Raw genomic sequence first — 16,038 nt, 5'->3', positions numbered from 1 at the left:
ATTTTAGGCTAGCTAGAAAAGAGCAAGTCTTTAGGAAAGGGGACTCAGGACTTTACTACCCGTCTGGGGTGCTGCCTCACCCACCACCTCCGGGGTATTGGCTTCCGAGGGCGGCACCACCTGCCAAAAGAGGGGCAGATACTGCTCCCATCGCTCGAGAATCATGGCCGCCTTGGCACTGCCTGTGCGCTCGTGGTGGGCAATAATGAGTTGCTTGAGTTGAGCGGCGCCAATGGCGGAGGTGACCCGCTGCAGCTTGACAATTTCAGGGTTGACCTTGGCGGGGAAGTTACCGGCTTCATCCAAAATGTAGGCCAAGCCCCCCGTCATACCGGCAGCCACATTGCGACCCGTGGTACCCAAGACCACAACCACCCCACCGGTCATGTATTCACAGCAGTGATCCCCTGTGCCCTCCACAACCGCATAGGCCTTGGAGTTGCGAACAGCAAAGCGCTCACCAGCACGGCCATTGGCAAAGAGGAACCCACCTGTGGCGCCATAGAGGCAGGTGTTGCCAATAATGACGTTGTCCGCAGCCGCGTAAGGGGCATTGGCAGGGGGCTTGATAATGATTTCACCCCCATGCATTCCCTTGCCCACGTAATCGTTGGCCTCGCCGGTGAGGTTTAGAATCATCCCCGGCAAGTTGAAGGCGCCAAAGCTCTGGCCAGCACTGCCTCGGAAGTTGAGGGTAATTTGACCTTCAAAACCAGTGTTGCCGTACTTTTTGGCAATGACACCGGCAATGCGTGCCCCCACGGTGCGATTGGTGTTGACAATGGGCAGCTCCAGTTCAACGGTTTGCTGCTTCTCAATGGCGGCTTGCACCTCTGGGCGTGCCAAAATTTCATCATCGAGAACGGCGCCGTTACTGTGCACTGTTTCGTGCTGCAACCAGCGGCGATCGCCCCGCGTATCGGGCAGTTTCGTCAGGCAAGCCAAATTCAGGGGGCTAGTCTTAGTCAGGGTGACATCCTGCCGCGGCACCAGTAAATCGGCGCGGCCAATGATCTCATTGAGGGTGCGATAGCCTAGCTTTGCCAGAATGGAGCGCACCTCTTCAGCAATAAAGAGGAAGAAGTTCACCACATGCTCAGGGAGGCCGGGGAAACGCTTGCGCAGCTCCTCTTTTTGAGTAGCCACCCCCACCGGGCAGTTATTGGTGTGGCAAATCCGCGCCATGATACAGCCCTCAGCAATCATGGCCACCGAACCAAACCCAAATTCCTCGGCGCCCATGAGTGCCCCCATGACCACATCCCAGCCACACTTGAGGCCACCATCGACCCGCAGAATCACGCGATCGCGCAGTTGATTTTCCAGGAGAACGCGGTGCACCTCCGTTAGCCCCAGTTCCCAGGGACTGCCGGCATGCTTAATCGAACTTAGGGGTGACGCGCCAGTGCCACCATCGTGACCGGAAATTTGAATCACATCGGCGTTGGCCTTTGCTACCCCAGCAGCAATCGTACCAATCCCAATTTCGGCCACCAGCTTCACAGAGACTTGCGCTTGGGGGTTAATCTGATGCAAATCAAAGATGAGTTGCGCCAAATCCTCAATGGAGTAAATGTCGTGGTGGGGCGGCGGTGAGATCAAAGACACCCCTGGCTTAGATCGCCGCAGCATGGCAATGTAGGGGCTGACTTTGCTGCCTGGCAGTTGCCCCCCTTCCCCCGGTTTTGCCCCCTGGGCAATCTTAATTTCAATTTGCTGGGCATTGATCAAATACTCGGGGGTGACGCCAAAGCGGCCAGAGGCCACCTGTTTAATTGCTGAGCTAGCGGTATCACCATTGCGCAAGCCCCGCAGATGGGGAAATTGGGGAGAGTGCCCCTCGGCATCCACATCCGTGAGCACTTGAAAACGAATGGGATCCTCACCGCCCTCGCCGGAGTTGGATTTGGCACCGAGGCGGTTCATGGCGATCGCTAGCACCTCATGGGCTTCCCGCGAGAGGGCCCCCAAGGACATCCCCCCCGTACAGAAGCGTTTGACAATTTCACTGGCGGGTTCAACCTCCTCTAGGGGAATACTGGGGCGATCGCTTTGGAAGTCTAAGCAGATCCCGCAGGGCCGTGGGTACCCGACCGGTGAGTTGGCGGCGATAGACCTCGTAATGGTCATAGCGATTGCTACTCACCGCCCTGTGGAGGGCCTTGGCCATCTCCGGATTATTCATGTGGTACTCGCCACCCGGGCGGAATTGGACAAAGCCAAAGTTCTCCAGTTTCTTGGCGGTGAGTTCAGGGAAGGCTTTTTGGTGAAAGGCAATTGTTTCTTGAGCCAAGTCTTGGAACGTAAGCCCCCCCACCCGCGACGTGGTGCCAACGAAGGCCTTGTTGAGCAGGTCATCGCCAATGCCAATGGCCTCAAAAATTTGGGCACCGCGGTAACTAGCAATCAGGGAGATACCCATCTTGGAGAGGATTTTCAGGAGTCCTTCCTCGACTGCTTTGCGATAGTTGGCCTGCACCTGTTGCAGTGTCAGTTGTGGTAGTTTGCCCTTGGCCATCAAGCTTTGGGTGCGATCGCTATGCCACCACTGGCGAATTGTTTCCCAGGTGAGGTAGGGACACACTGCCCCCGCCCCATAGCCAATCAGACAGGCAAAGTGATGGGTACTCCAGCATTGGGCAGTTTCCACCACCAGGGAGACCCGCCGGCGAATGCCCTGGGCAATCAAGTGGTGGTGCACTGCACCGACGGCCAATAGGGGCGGAATGTAGGAGGTGTCTGCATCCAAAAGATGGAGTTCACCGGCAAGGCTGTGGCGATCGCTGAGCACCAGGATTTCGGCACCTGCTTTCACGGCGGCGGTAGCCTGTTGGCAGAGCCGATCCACAGCAGCCTCGAGAGCCGCAGGCCCCTCGGCGATCGCCAATTGCGTTGAAAGGCGAGTGGCGCCAAAGGGGGCCTTGAGAATTTCCTCTAGCTCCGCCTCGTTGACCAGGGGTGAATTGAGGTGCAGCAGGCGAGCATCCTCTGGGCTCTCAACAAGTAGATTCCCTCGCTTACCAAGGCGAGTCACCAGTGACATCACCAGTTTTTCCCGCAGCGGATCAATGGCGGGATTGGTCACTTGGGCAAAGCGCTGTTTGAAGTAGTCGTAGAGCAAGTGGGGTTGCTGAGACAGCACCGCCAAGGGAATGTCGTCCCCCATGCAGAAGGTGGGTTCCTTGCCGTCCTTCGCCATGGCCTCAATGATCATTTCCACATCTTCGGCGCTGAAGCCAAAGGCCATTTGCTGTTGCAGGCAGGTTTGCGGATCAAGAGTGGGGGCTTCACCGTAGGGTTGGGGAGCAAGTTCTTGGCGATAGGTTTTCAGCCATTCACCGTAGGGCTGCTGCTGCGCCACCCGTTGTTTGATTTCCCAGTTAGTGAGCAGTTCTTGGTGCTCCAAGTCCACGGCAATCATCTGCCCGGGGCCTAGACGGCCTTTTTCAATCACCGTTGCTTCATCAATTTGGATAGTGCCTGCCTCCGAAGCCACAATCACTAGGTCATCACTGGTGAGGGTGTAGCGGGCGGGTCGTAGGCCATTGCGATCAAGGGTGGCGCCGACAATTTTGCCATCGGAAAAGGCCACCAAGGCAGGACCATCCCAGGCCTCTTGAAGACCGCTGTAGTATTCATAAAAGTCCACCACCTCTGGGTGATCCGCCAAATCGGGCTGATTTTGATAGGCCTCGGGAACCAGCATCATCATTGCCTGCAAGGGCTGTCGTCCCGATTGCACCAGCAGTTCAAGGACGTTGTCGAGGTTCGCGGAGTCGCTGTTTTCGGCGTTAACAATGGGCAGCAGGTCGGCAAAGGCATCTCCCCAGTAGGGATGGTGCAATTGAGCAGAGCGGGCCCGCATCCAGTTAATATTGCCTAGGAGGGTATTGATTTCGCCATTGTGCCCCAGCATCCGCATTGGTTGCGCCAAGGGCCACTTGGGCATTGTGTTGGTACTAAAGCGACGGTGATACAGAGCAAAGGGGGTAATGTACTTCGGGTTGCGTAGATCGTCGTAAAACTGGGCCAGCACCACCGATCGCACCATGCCCTTATAGACAATCGTGCGGGTCGAGAAGGAACAAATATAAAAGTCCCGTTGCCAGTCGGCTTTCGTTTGGGCGATCGCGCGCTCAATGCGCTTGCGGGTCAAATAGAGTTGCCGCTCCAGTTCATCGCCACTGGCTTTGCTCGAAGCCACAAAAAGCTGCTCAATCTGAGGCTGATTTTGTTTTGCTTGCACCCCCAGCACACTGGGGTTCACGGGCACAGGTCGCCAGCCCAACAGGCGCAGCTCATTTTCACTGAGAACTTTTTCAACAATGGCTTTGGCCGCGGCGGTTGCCGCCCCTTGGGGTAAAAAGATCATCGCCACGCCAATCCGCTGTCGCGGAATACCAAACTCCGGCAACAATTCCCACGGAATCGCCGTCATGATGCCGGCGCCATCCCCAGAATCGCGATCGGCACTACAGCCCCCCCGGTGTTCAAGGCAGGTCAATCCCTCAAGGGCTTGGGTCAAGATGCGGTGACTGGCCACCCCCTTGCGATGGGCAACAAAACCCACACCACAGGCATCTCGCTCGGCCACAAGCCAAGGCTGTCCATGGTAACCAACTTGATGCACGGGGGAAGAAAAAGTGGACTGTTGCATGGGTCTGAAGGCGTTCAATCAACTGAGGGATTCAAACGTTGTCTTGGCAACAGCAACCTACTCTAGGGACTGAAAAACGCCGCGACTCCAAAGGGTGAGCCAAGGCGACAGTTAGGGATTAGAGAGTGCTGGCAATGGAGCAACGTATAGGGTCTTTCGCTATTATAGGGGTTTCTTTTCGATCCAGAAACGCCAAAGCAAGAGATTGTTAAGGTTTGGCCATCCGGACAGCAAAACCAGCGATCGCCGCGGCAGACTTGAGCGCTAGAATGCCGCAGCAGAGAGGGGTTGAGGTTGGCTTCGGGCTAGCGTGATATCATTAAATTTTCCACCTGAACAACAAGGCTTCCAGATTAATTGCTTGGTAGAACCCACCCATGAGCTTTGCTGCTGATTCTTCTCGGATCATTCCCACTGAGTTACGGGAGGAAATTTCGCGCTCCTACCTTGAATATGCCATGAGCGTCATTGTTGGGCGTGCCCTTCCCGATGCCCGCGATGGTCTCAAACCCGTACACCGCCGTATTCTTTATGCAATGCACGAGTTGGGGCTGACCAGCGATCGCCCCTTTCGCAAATGTGCCCGTGTGGTGGGGGAAGTGCTAGGGAAATATCACCCCCACGGCGATTCGGCGGTCTATGATGCCCTGGTGCGGATGGCCCAGGACTTCTCCATGCGTCACCCCCTCATTGAGGGTCATGGCAACTTTGGCTCCATTGACAACGATCCACCGGCGGCGATGCGGTACACCGAGTGTCGGCTGCAAGCCCTGGCCACGGAAGCCCTGTTGCAGGACATTGAGCAGGAAACCGTTGACTTTGTGGATAACTTTGATGGCTCACAGCAGGAACCCCTGGTTTTACCGGCACGCATTCCCCAGCTGCTGCTCAATGGGACCTCCGGCATTGCCGTGGGTATGGCCACGAATATCCCGCCCCATAACTTGGGAGAACTGGTGGATGGGCTGGTGGCCTTAATCCATAACCCTGAGATGAGCGATCGCGAGCTAATGCGCTACATTCCGGGACCTGATTTTCCCACCGGGGGGCATATCCTCGGCCAAGGGGGGATTGAAGAGGCCTACACCACCGGTCGCGGTTCGATTACGCTGCGAGCCGTGGCCACGATTGAAACCCTTGAAGCGTCGGGTCGCCAACCCCGCGAGGCCATTATCATTACGGAGTTACCCTACCAAACCAACAAGGCAGCGCTGATGGAAAAAATTGCCGAGTTGGTCAACGAGAAAAAAATTGAGGGCATTGCCGATCTGCGCGACGAAAGTGATCGCGATGGGATTCGGGTGGTGATTGAGCTCAAGCGGGATGCCTACCCCCGCGTGGTGCTGAACAATCTTTACAAGCAAACGCCGCTACAGGTCAATTTTGGCGCCAATATGCTGGCGATCGTCAATGGCGAGCCACAACTGCTGACCCTCAAGCGCAGTTTAGAGGTGTTCCTTCGTTTCCGCGAAGAGGCGATCGCCCGCCGTACCCGCTATGCCCTGCGCAAGGCCGAAGAACGGGATCACCTGCTCCAAGGATTGCTGGTGGCCCTGGCCAATCTCGATGCCGTGATTCAACTCATTCGCAGCGCCAGTGACACTGGGCTTGCTCGCCAGCAATTGATGCAAACCTATGCCCTCAGTGAGGCCCAAGCCGATGCCATTTTACAGATGCAACTGCGGCGCCTCACCGCCCTAGAGGCGGAAAAAATTGAGCAGGAGCATGGGGAGCTGCAGCGGCAAATTGCCGATTACCGGGATATTTTGGCCCATCGGCAGCGGGTACTGGAGATTATTGAAAAAGAAGTCACAGAACTCAAGGCCAAGTTTGCCACGCCGCGGCGATCGCGAATTGTGCAAGCGGATGGGGAAATTAGCGACACCGATTTAATTGCCAACGATAAATCCGTCATTCTCGTTACCCAGCAGGGCTACATCAAACGGATGCCGGTGGATACCTTTGAAGCCCAAAGTCGCGATGGCCGGGGACGCAAAGGGGCAGAGATTAAGGAGGATGATGCCGTTGAGCACTTCTTTAGCTGTAATGATCACGATCGCATTCTTTTCTTTAGCGATCGCGGTTTAGTCTATGCCTTGCCCGCCTACCAAATTCCCAGTGGCTCCCGCCACGCCCGCGGCACCCCGATTGTCCAACTGCTACCCATTCCCCGCGAAGAAAAAATTACCTCCGTCATTGCTGTCCAAGAGTTTAGTGAAGATGAGTATCTCGTGATGCTCACCCGTAAGGGCTTCATTAAGAAAACACCCCTGGCGGCCTTTAGTAATATCCGCACCAATGGCCTGATTGCCATTTCCCTTGAAGAGGGAGATCAACTGCGGTGGGTGCGCCGTACCCGCGAAGAGGACACCATTATCATCGGCTCGCGCCAGGGCATGGCGATTCATTTTCGCGCCAGCCACGACCAACTGCGCCCCCTTGGCCGTGCCACCCGGGGGGTCAAATCCATGAGCCTGCGGCCGGGGGATGAGCTGGTGGGGATGGATATTCTGCCGGCGGCGATCGCCAACCGTTTTGCCACCACCCCTGAGGATGAGAGTGCCGAGATTGACGATCCTGAGGAAACAGTCGCTCACAGTGAAGGCCCTTGGGTACTGGTGATCACCACCAATGGCTACGGCAAGCGGGTACCGGTGCAACAGTTCCGGCTGCAAAACCGCGCTGGCATGGGCATTACCGCCACCAAGTTCAAAGCCAAAAGTAATGAGGATCAACTGGCGGCGCTGCGGATTGTCAATGCTGAGGATGAACTGATGATTGTCACCAGTCGCGGCATCATCATTCGCCAAAAGGTGATGGACATTTCCTCACAGTCGCGATCGGCCACGGGCGTCCGTCTGCAACGGCTAGATGAGGATGATGCAATTGTCACAGCAGCGGTCTTGCCCCCCGGTAGCATGGAGGCAGCGGCAGATTGAGCACCACCGCCTTTCTCACCGGTGCCAGTGGCTTTGTCGGTACCCATGTGGCGCAAGTTCTTGCAGAAAGGGGGTATCGCGTCCGGGCCTTGGTGCGACAACCGCAGCGGGCAGATCATCTCAAGGCATGGGATGTGGAGCTGGTGCAAGGGGATTTATGCACTAGCGACCTCGTCACCTTGATGCAGGGGTGCCAAGTGCTCTTCCATGTTGCAGCCCATTACAGTCTGTGGCGGCGCGATCGCTCCCTTCTATACGCGGTCAATGTGGAAGGAACCCGTCGAGTATTGGCCGCGGCCCGTGAGGCTGGTATTGAGCGCACGGTTTACACCAGTTCCGTCGCCGCCATTGGTGTTGATCCCAGTGGCCAACCCACCACCGAAGCCTACCAAAGCCCCCCCGCCAAGTTAATCAGCGAGTACAAGCGCTCCAAGTACTGGGCAGAGCAGGTGGCTCACCAGGCAATCTCCCAAGGCCAAGAGATTGTCATTGTCAACCCTAGTACCCCCATTGGTGCTTGGGATGCGAAGCCCACCCCCACTGGTGAAATCATCCTGCGCTTTTTACGGCGACAGATGCCCTTTTACGTCAACACGGGGTTGAACCTGATCCATGTGCGGGACGTGGCGATCGGTCATCTTTTGGCTTTAGAAAAAGGCAAAACGGGTGAACGCTACATCCTCGGTCACCAAAACCTAACACTGGCGGACATTCTGGGACGATTAGCCGCGATGACTGGGCTGCCGGGCCCCCTTGGCGAAATTCCCATTGGCATTCCCCTAGTGGTGGCTTGGTTGGATGAAGTGGTGCTGGGGGCTTTGGGCAAACCCCCCGCGATTCCTGTGGATGGGGTGCGGATGGCACAGCAAAAAATGTTTTACGATGCCCGCAAAGCTGTGGCTGAATTGGGTTTGCCCCAGACGCCGATTGATGAGGCACTGCGGGAGGCCGTGACTTGGTACCGCGAACGGGGGTACTGCCCCTAGGGTTTGCGATATAGTGGGGAATGGAAATTATGAAGTTTAGTTAAGAGCTATGTTGGTTGCGCCCTTTGCCTCTCAGTTGCCCTTTGTGGAAGAGACGCTTCACAGTAGCTATCAAGCCCTGCAATGGGGTAAAAACATTTTTGCGATCGCCCACAAAACCCTGAGTGCGCGGCTTTTGAATACGATCTTTCCCACGGAAGAACGGACGCAACCCCTCAGCCCCGAGTTACAAGCCTGGCTTAAGGAACGCTACGAAGCTCTACTCCAGCAAGATTGGCAGGACGCCGCCGCCGGTTTCTATCCTGCTCCCCTGCTCTTTGATGCCCCCTGGGAAGAGTTCCTCCGCTTTTATCCCCTGCTGTTGCTAGACTTGCCGCAGATGTGGCAGCGGGCGCGATCGCGCCAATTTCAGGAGTTTGCTAAAAACGTGCGCCTTGAGGACTATCCGCCGTACTATCGGCAGAACTTCCACTACCAAACCGATGGCTACCTCAGTGAAACCTCCGCCAACCTCTACGATGTCCAAGTGGAGCTGCTCTTTGGCGGTACAGCAGATGCAATGCGGCGGCGGGTGATTGCCCCCATTGCCCAACATTTTGGTGCTCATCCTGCCACGCCACCCCTGCGCATTCTCGATGTTGCTTGTGGCACCGGTCGCACCCTAAAACAACTGCGCTACGCTTTCCCAGCGGCAGTGCTCTTTGGCCTTGATTTGTCCCCCGCCTACCTGCGTAAAGCCAACGCCCTACTCGCGACCCAGGCGGGGGCGCTGCCGCAACTGATTCAGGGCAATGCTGAAAGCCTACCCTACGTGGATAGCTATTTTAGTGCCATCACCTGTGTGTTTCTCTTCCATGAACTGCCCGCCCCCGTGCGCCAACAGGTGATCCATGAATGCGCCCGCGTTCTCCAGCCGGGAGGCATCTTTGTCATCTGTGACTCGATTCAAGCCTTGGATTCCCCAGAGCAGCGTCCGATGATGGAAAACTTTGCCAACCTTTTCCACGAGCCCTTTTACCGCAGCTATATCGAGGATGATCTCAACATCCGCTTAGAAAAGGCCGGTCTGGTGGTCAAAGAGGTGCAGCACCATTTTATGAGTAAGTATTGGGTAGTGGTTAAGCCTGCTTAGCCCAAAAGCGCTAGTCCGCTACGGTTTGTAACAGTGCCTACCTACTGCGATGGGGGACTGCTAGGCTGAAGGCCATAGGTCAAAATACCTTTTCCCGTTGCAGTCTGGAGGGTTCATTCATGGATGGGCTGGCATGGCAGGGGGCGTTTGTCTCTGGCTTGGCGAAAATCGATCAGGAGCATCAGGCACTCTTGGAGATGTTACAGCAGCTACGCTCGGCGATTGCCGAGGGGGCAACCTTTTCCCAGGTCAAGCCGCAGTTACTAGCGTGCGCCAGGGAAACGGAACGCCACTTTCAGCACGAAGAGACCCTGATGGCTACTGCCAACCATCCCCTCTATCTTTCCCACCGTGCCGCTCACCAAAATTTGCTGCGACATTTGAGGGGCGTGCTTGAGGAGGTGCATGCGCATCCTGAGAACCTAACAGCGGAAACAATAGAGGCCATTGGTGCTCTGGTGGTGCGCCATATTCGCGAAGAAGATTTGCCGATGCTTTACCTGCTCACCCATCCCGCGGCGCTAGCGCAGCAACAAGGGGCTGAATTAACCGCTGAAAATGTCTTCTAGACCCTTTGTGCTAACTGCCAGTTTTGCGATGCTGAACTGCCGTTAGGCCACTGCTTTGCAGCAATTCTCCGCCCTCAACCACGGCATAGACAAGGCAGTGATTGCCACAGTTCATGCGGGACTCGACGGTGCACTCCAGATAGGCAAGGGCATCGAGCAAAATGGGGGCACCACTCTCAGCGCTTTTGAGGCCAAGGGTCGCTAACTGTTGCTCACCCAGGCGTTGGGCCTGCTGGAATTGACGCACTAGGGGACTGCCTTCCTTGAGGATATTCAAAACAAAGCGATCGCCCACTAGGCAGAGGCTTTCTGCCCATTCCTGGGGCAAGGACACCGTGATACCGGGGGGATGAAAAGAAGCTTGAGAGACCGAGGACACCAAAATAGCTGCCGCTTGGGTAAGGTGAAAACACCCTTCAGGTAGGGTGGTCAGAACACACAGGGAACCTACCACTCGATTCACAGCCTGTTCGGTGCGATCCACTTGTGCCTCCGCTAGACTGGGAGGGCGGACAGTGCGGTTCTTGCGCAGTTTTTTCAGGGCTTGGGCAAATTCATTGGCGGCAATTTGACATTTTTCAAGATCACTAGCTGTGGGGGTAAACTTTACCCGCAGGGTTTCAAAGCCAAGGGTATAGCCGGCATCCAGGAGCTTTTGCTCAATGTCATCAATGGCTTCACCACTCCAACCGTAGGAACCAAAAACGCCTGCCAGCTTGGTTTGGTTGCCCTCCGCCAAGATAAACCCCAAGGCGGTCTGCACCTGGGTCGGCATGTGCCCTCCTAGGGTGGGCGAGCCAATGATAAAGCCGTCGCTACTGTGGATCAAGGCTTGCATTTCCGCTGGGGGAGTGGTTTCACAGTTAACGGCCTCCACTTGAACGCCGGCGGCGGTTAGCCCTTGGGCGATTGCATTGGCCAGAATTGCCGTATTGCCATAGGCGGAGGCATAGAAAAGCGCTACCTTACTGTCCTGTGCCGTTTGGGCTTGGCACCAGTCGCGATAGTCCTGAAAGAGGCGGCTACGGCTAAACTTGACAATCGGGCCGTGGGCGGGGGCATAGAGGCGCGGCGGCGGTGTCAGTTCTGCCAAGCGATCCAAAATGCTTTCCACTTGGCGAGTTTGGGCTGCATGCAAACATTCAAAGTAGTAGGCCCGATCCTCATCCAGTTTTTTCCACTGCTCATCGTAGAGGCTATCGCCACAGACGTGGGCACCAAAGAGCTTGTCGCTGAACACAATTTGATTCTGAGGATCAACGGTGATTAGGCCATCGGGCCAGCGGGGTGTGGCAGCGGCAATAAACATGAGTTGGCGATCGCCCCCCAACTCCAAGGGGGTTTCCGCCCGCGGAATCCAGAGATTTAACTGCTCACCAAGAGTAGAGCGCAAGGTCACTGCTCCGGCCTTAGAGCAGACAATAGTGATCTGGGGCGCTTTTTCGAGCAAGACCTTGACGGTGGCAAGGCGATTGGAGTTGACATGACTGAGAATCAGGTACCGCAGTTGACTCAAATCAATGTGCTGCTGCAGTTCTTGTAAATAAATCTGGGTAAAGGATTCCCCCGGTGGATCGAGAAGCGTGGGTTGAGGGGCTTGAATGAGGTAGGAATTGGAGGTGGTTCCCTGTTGGCGGCCATACTCTACTTCAAACTTCAGCCGATCCCAAGTGCGCGATCGCAGAACCAAAACCCCCGGTGCAATTTCCGCCACTTGGACGTCCCGCGGACACGTTTCCGTTAGCATTGGATACCTCCTAAAATCTACCCCGCTGATTGCCGACAGCCTGAGCACTGCTCGCCAAGATTCGGCACCCCTTTTTGAGAACACTATAACGCAGTTCCCTAGATCACAAATGACGGTGGAGCCCTAGCACCCAGCGATCGCCCGCACCCTCTGAGGCGCGATCGCAGGCCCGCAATTGTGCGAGCAGAACCACCATCCGATCCAAGCCCGCACGCAGGTGTGCTGTTGTTTCCCCTGCTTGATTGATAACCATGCTAAAGACCAGGGGGCGATCCTCGAGGGGTTCCACATAGCCTGCTAGGGCAGCCACCCCTGCCAGGGTCCCTGTTTTGGCCCAGACGCGATCCTGAGCTGGCGTACCCCGCAGCCGCTGGCGCAGGGTTCCGGATCGCCCCCCGCGGGGGAGCGATCGCCGCCACAGCGAGGCATGATCTGGGCGCGCCATTTCTTGCAACAGCGTCACTAAACCATTGGGGGTCAGCCAATTTTGCCGCGACAGTCCGGAACCATCCACTAACACCGCCCCTTGCACCCCAATCTGCGCCAAGTAACGTTGGCGATAACCGGGTTGTGCAGTCTCCAGAGCTGTAAAGAGCATTTCTGCATAGAAATTGTCACTCTCTTGAAGAATTGCCAAGATCAACTTGGCCAGGGGGGGCGAGGCATGGCGCACCAATAAATCCGGTAACGGCTCTGCTGTTGCCACAGGGCGAATCTGCAGCACCTGAATGCCTGCTTGGGCAAAGGCACGCTGCACCTGCTGCTGAAGATAGGGAATTGGCTCAGTGAGGGGAATGCGCATTTGTGCCGACTCACTGCCCCTATGGAGTTGACCGCGCACAATGATCTGCTGGCCGCGTACCTCACTTTCCAAAAATTCCGGCTCAGAGGGAGCCACGGTGCGGGTCTCATTGACCACTCGAAAATTAGTCTCCGGCTGCCGTAGTGCTAAGGGTTGACCCAACTGTTGCGGTATCACCTCTAGGTTGAGGGCATTTTGATTGATACTTAAGCGAGTAACGACCGCTACATTGCCCATCGTGAGGTCTTCGATTGCCCATGTGGGTGCAATCGTCACGGGTGTGACGCCGCCAAGTTCCAAGACTTGAATCTGGCGAATCCCCTGCTGAGCAAGGCTAGTGGCCATTTGTTGCAGGGCTTGGCTGCTGAAACTGGGATCAAAACTGCCCTGAAGACGCAGGGTTGTTCGGTCGGGCGATCGCGCGCTCAGGGTAGTGACAAAGCGATGACTCGCTCCCCAGTGGTCAAGGGCGGCGGCTACCGTGGTGAGCTTCACATTCGAAGCCACCAAAAAGAGCTTTTCCCCTTGGTGGTTGTAGAGCACCTCGCCACTCCTCAAATCCCGCACCACAATGCCCCACTGTCCCCGTTGCCATTGGGGGTTTTGGATTTCCTGGGCAATAGCGTCAGCCAAGTCTTGGCGGCAGAGACCAAAGGCGGCAGGTGAAACCAGCAGGAGAATAAGACTAGCAGGGGGCAGAAGCCATCGAAGCCATACCATGAAGCACTACGTCCTTGACATAGACGCGATCGCAGCGCTGCGTTTCCACACCCGTGGCTGGCCGATAGCCCGCCTTCTCGTACAAGTGCACAGCCGCAGTCATCACTGAGGCGGTTTCAATCCAGATTTTGCGGTAGCCCGCCGCTTGAATTGCCGCCTCCAGATGGTACAGGAGAAATGTCCCTAGGCCTTGGCCACGCACCCGCGGATGAAGGTACATTTTGCGAATTTCCACAGCCGCTTCGCCCCGCTGAATAGGATAGAAAGCAATCGTGCCAACGACTTCTGCAGCTTGTTCCACCACCCAAAATTGGCCACCCCGCTGGTGGTAGTAATCTTCAACGTGAACCACATCGGCATCGGCACCTTCAGGTTGCCAAGAAAGGCCAAACTCACTGAGGACATTGGCAATGAGGTGCATGACCGCTGCCCGATCGCGATCGCACCAATGGCGCACCCCACAACCCCCATAGTGAAGAAAAAATGCACTCAAGGACGGCTGCCTCCAGTAGAATTACAGCCTTTTCACAGAGAGAACCCAGGCAAACGCATCAAAACCGCCGTGCCTCAACGGTCGTTGCGAAGACCAGCCTGCGTGCACCCCCTGAAAAAAGAACTGTACTGCCACTCTAACGATTCAGCGTGAGGCTCGCAAGATCATTTTGCTACTGTTTTTATCTTGGCTTCATCTTTGCTGCCGCCGTCACTCTCCTAATCGCCAAACTAGTATAGGAAAAGATGCTGAACAAACGGACGATGCAAGACTTTGGCGTTGTGATTGTCGGTGGTGGCCTAGCAGGCTGTCGGGCTGCTTTGGAAATTTGCCGCCTGGCCCCCGAGACCCCCATTGCCCTTGTGGCCAAAACCCATCCCATTCGTTCCCACTCCGTTGCTGCCCAAGGGGGCATTGCAGCTACCCTCAAAAATGTGGATACCGAAGACTCTTGGGAAAGCCATGCCTTTGATACGGTCAAGGGGTCAGACTTTCTTGCGGATCAGGATGCCGTCGCCATTCTTGCCCAAGAAGCGCCCGATGTGGTGATTGACCTTGAGCACTTGGGGGTACTCTTTTCTCGCTTGCCCGATGGCCGCATTGCCCAGCGCGCCTTTGGCGGTCACACCTACCGGCGCACCTGCTATGCCGCCGACAAAACGGGTCATGCCATTCTCCACGAACTCTACTGCAATCTCCTAAAGTACAATGTCACTTTTTTGAGCGAGTGGTATGTGCTGCGGCTGATTCTCGAGGAGCAGCAGGCCAAGGGGGTCGTTGCCTACCACATTGAAACGGGTCAACTGGATATTCTGCGGGCACCCGCCATTCTTTTTGCCACAGGGGGCTATGGTCGGGTCTTTAATACCACATCTAATGATTTTGCTTCCACTGGGGACGGCTTAGGGATGACGGCACGGGCAGGCTTACCCCTTGAGGATATGGAGTTTGTCCAATTTCACCCGACGGGGTTGTATCCAGCGGGTGTCTTGATTTCTGAGGCGGTGCGCGGCGAAGGGGCTTATCTACTCAATGCCGAGGGGGAACGCTTTATGGCACGCTATGCCCCCAGTCGGATGGAACTGGCTCCCCGCGATATTACCTCGCGGGCGATCGCCACCGAAATTCGTGAAGGGCGGGGCATCCACCGGGATGGCTCTAGGGGTGGGCCTTTTGTCTATCTCGATGTCCGCCACTTGGGTCGCGAAAAAATCATGAATCGCATTCCCTTCTGTTGGGAGGAAGCCCATCGCTTGGCGGGGGTGGATGCAGTGGTAGAGCCGATTCCTGTCCGTCCGACGGTGCACTACTCCATGGGGGGTATTCCGGTCAATATCAATGGTCAGGTGCGGGCCAATGCCACAGAGATGGTGACCGGATTCTATGCTGCTGGCGAATGTGCCTGTGTCTCGGTGCATGGTGCCAATCGCTTGGGCAGTAATTCTCTCTTAGAATGTGTGGTCTATGGCCGCCGCACCGGTGCCGCGATCGCCAAGGATTTACCAAGCCTGCCCCGCCCCCAATTTGACCCCCAGCCCTACCTGCAAGCAGCAGAGCAGCAGATTCAGCACCTCTTTGATCAAGCAGGGGATCTGCGCATTGCCCAACTGCGGCAGCAAGTACAGGATTGTATGACCCAATACTGTGGCGTCTTTCGCACGGCTGAGTTAATGCAGCGGGGCTTAGGGGAATTGCAACGGCTCAAGGCGGCCTATGGCCGGATTCGTCTTGATGATCGCCAGCGCTATTGGAATACGGAACTGATTGCGGCCTTTGAACTAGCCAACCTACTAATCGTTGCTGAGGTAATTCTCAGTAGTGCCCTTAGCCGCCAAGAAAGTCGTGGTGCCCACTTCCGTGAGGACTATCCCCAGCGGGATGATATCAACTGCCTACGCCATACCCTAGCCACCTATGACAGCGACGGCATTCGGATTGATTATCTGCCCGTCACCATTACCCTGTTTCCGCCCCAAGAGCGCAAGTATTAAAG

At 56.1% G+C, this 16,038-nt stretch carries 8 protein-coding genes and 1 pseudogene; 5 read left to right on the top strand and 4 right to left on the bottom strand.

Annotated elements, in window-relative coordinates:
• Positions 1-30: 30 nt before the first annotated feature.
• Positions 31-4,657: pseudogene (locus Q0W94_RS06035) on the bottom strand (glutamate synthase-related protein).
• Positions 4,658-5,034: 377 nt separating this feature from the next.
• Between Q0W94_RS06035 and gyrA the strand changes: the two are divergent.
• From gyrA to Q0W94_RS06015, 4 genes are all read left to right on the top strand, one after another.
• Positions 5,035-7,596, top strand: coding sequence for a DNA gyrase subunit A (gene gyrA, locus Q0W94_RS06030; protein WP_297762294.1), 2,562 nt, complete (start codon positions 5,035-5,037; stop codon positions 7,594-7,596).
• Complete coding sequence (gene hpnA / locus Q0W94_RS06025; protein WP_297762292.1) at positions 7,593-8,582, top strand: hopanoid-associated sugar epimerase; 990 nt, start codon at positions 7,593-7,595, stop codon at positions 8,580-8,582. Before gyrA ends, hpnA begins: the two co-directional genes overlap by 4 nt.
• Before the next feature lie 49 nt (positions 8,583-8,631).
• A complete protein-coding gene (locus Q0W94_RS06020; protein ID WP_297762289.1) occupies positions 8,632-9,714 on the top strand; it encodes a class I SAM-dependent methyltransferase in 1,083 nt (360 codons plus the stop codon).
• 119 nt (positions 9,715-9,833) lie between these two features.
• Positions 9,834-10,283, top strand: a complete 450-nt coding sequence (locus tag Q0W94_RS06015; protein WP_297762287.1) for a hemerythrin family protein — start codon at positions 9,834-9,836, stop codon at positions 10,281-10,283.
• Between the two features lie 10 nt (positions 10,284-10,293).
• On the opposite strand, the gene Q0W94_RS06010 is transcribed toward Q0W94_RS06015, so the two are convergent.
• The 3 genes from Q0W94_RS06010 to Q0W94_RS06000 form a co-directional block, all read right to left on the bottom strand.
• A complete protein-coding gene (locus Q0W94_RS06010) occupies positions 10,294-12,030 on the bottom strand; it encodes a diflavin flavoprotein (RefSeq protein WP_297762285.1) in 1,737 nt (578 codons plus the stop codon).
• A 103-nt stretch (positions 12,031-12,133) separates the two neighbouring features.
• Entirely contained in the window at positions 12,134-13,552 is a 1,419-nt protein-coding gene (dacB, locus tag Q0W94_RS06005) for a D-alanyl-D-alanine carboxypeptidase/D-alanyl-D-alanine-endopeptidase (RefSeq protein WP_297762283.1), read from the bottom strand.
• Positions 13,518-13,973 (bottom strand): GNAT family N-acetyltransferase, encoded by a 456-nt coding sequence (locus Q0W94_RS06000; protein ID WP_315863106.1) that lies wholly within the window; start codon positions 13,971-13,973, stop codon positions 13,518-13,520. Before Q0W94_RS06000 ends, dacB begins: the two co-directional genes overlap by 35 nt.
• A gap of 335 nt (positions 13,974-14,308) precedes the next feature.
• On the opposite strand from Q0W94_RS06000, the gene Q0W94_RS05995 reads away from it, so the two are divergent.
• A complete protein-coding gene (locus Q0W94_RS05995) occupies positions 14,309-16,036 on the top strand; it encodes a succinate dehydrogenase/fumarate reductase flavoprotein subunit (RefSeq protein WP_315863105.1) in 1,728 nt (575 codons plus the stop codon).
• The last annotated feature ends 2 nt before the right edge of the window (positions 16,037-16,038 follow it).

The organism is Thermosynechococcus sp. (assembly GCF_025999095.1).
GTDB lineage: Bacteria > Cyanobacteriota > Cyanobacteriia > Thermosynechococcales > Thermosynechococcaceae > Thermosynechococcus.
This window is presented reverse-complemented; position numbering and strand designations above follow the sequence as displayed.

Coding starts and splice junctions, on each gene's coding strand:
- gyrA (WP_297762294.1), top strand. CDS start 5,035: ATGAGCTTTGCTGCTGATTCTTCTCGGATCATTCCCACTGAGTTACGG.
- Q0W94_RS06010 (WP_297762285.1), bottom strand. CDS start 12,030: ATGCTAACGGAAACGTGTCCGCGGGACGTCCAAGTGGCGGAAATTGCA.
- Q0W94_RS06020 (WP_297762289.1), top strand. CDS start 8,632: ATGTTGGTTGCGCCCTTTGCCTCTCAGTTGCCCTTTGTGGAAGAGACG.
- Q0W94_RS06000 (WP_315863106.1), bottom strand. CDS start 13,973: ATGCACCTCATTGCCAATGTCCTCAGTGAGTTTGGCCTTTCTTGGCAA.
- Q0W94_RS05995 (WP_315863105.1), top strand. CDS start 14,309: ATGCAAGACTTTGGCGTTGTGATTGTCGGTGGTGGCCTAGCAGGCTGT.
- dacB (WP_297762283.1), bottom strand. CDS start 13,552: ATGGTATGGCTTCGATGGCTTCTGCCCCCTGCTAGTCTTATTCTCCTG.
- Q0W94_RS06015 (WP_297762287.1), top strand. CDS start 9,834: ATGGATGGGCTGGCATGGCAGGGGGCGTTTGTCTCTGGCTTGGCGAAA.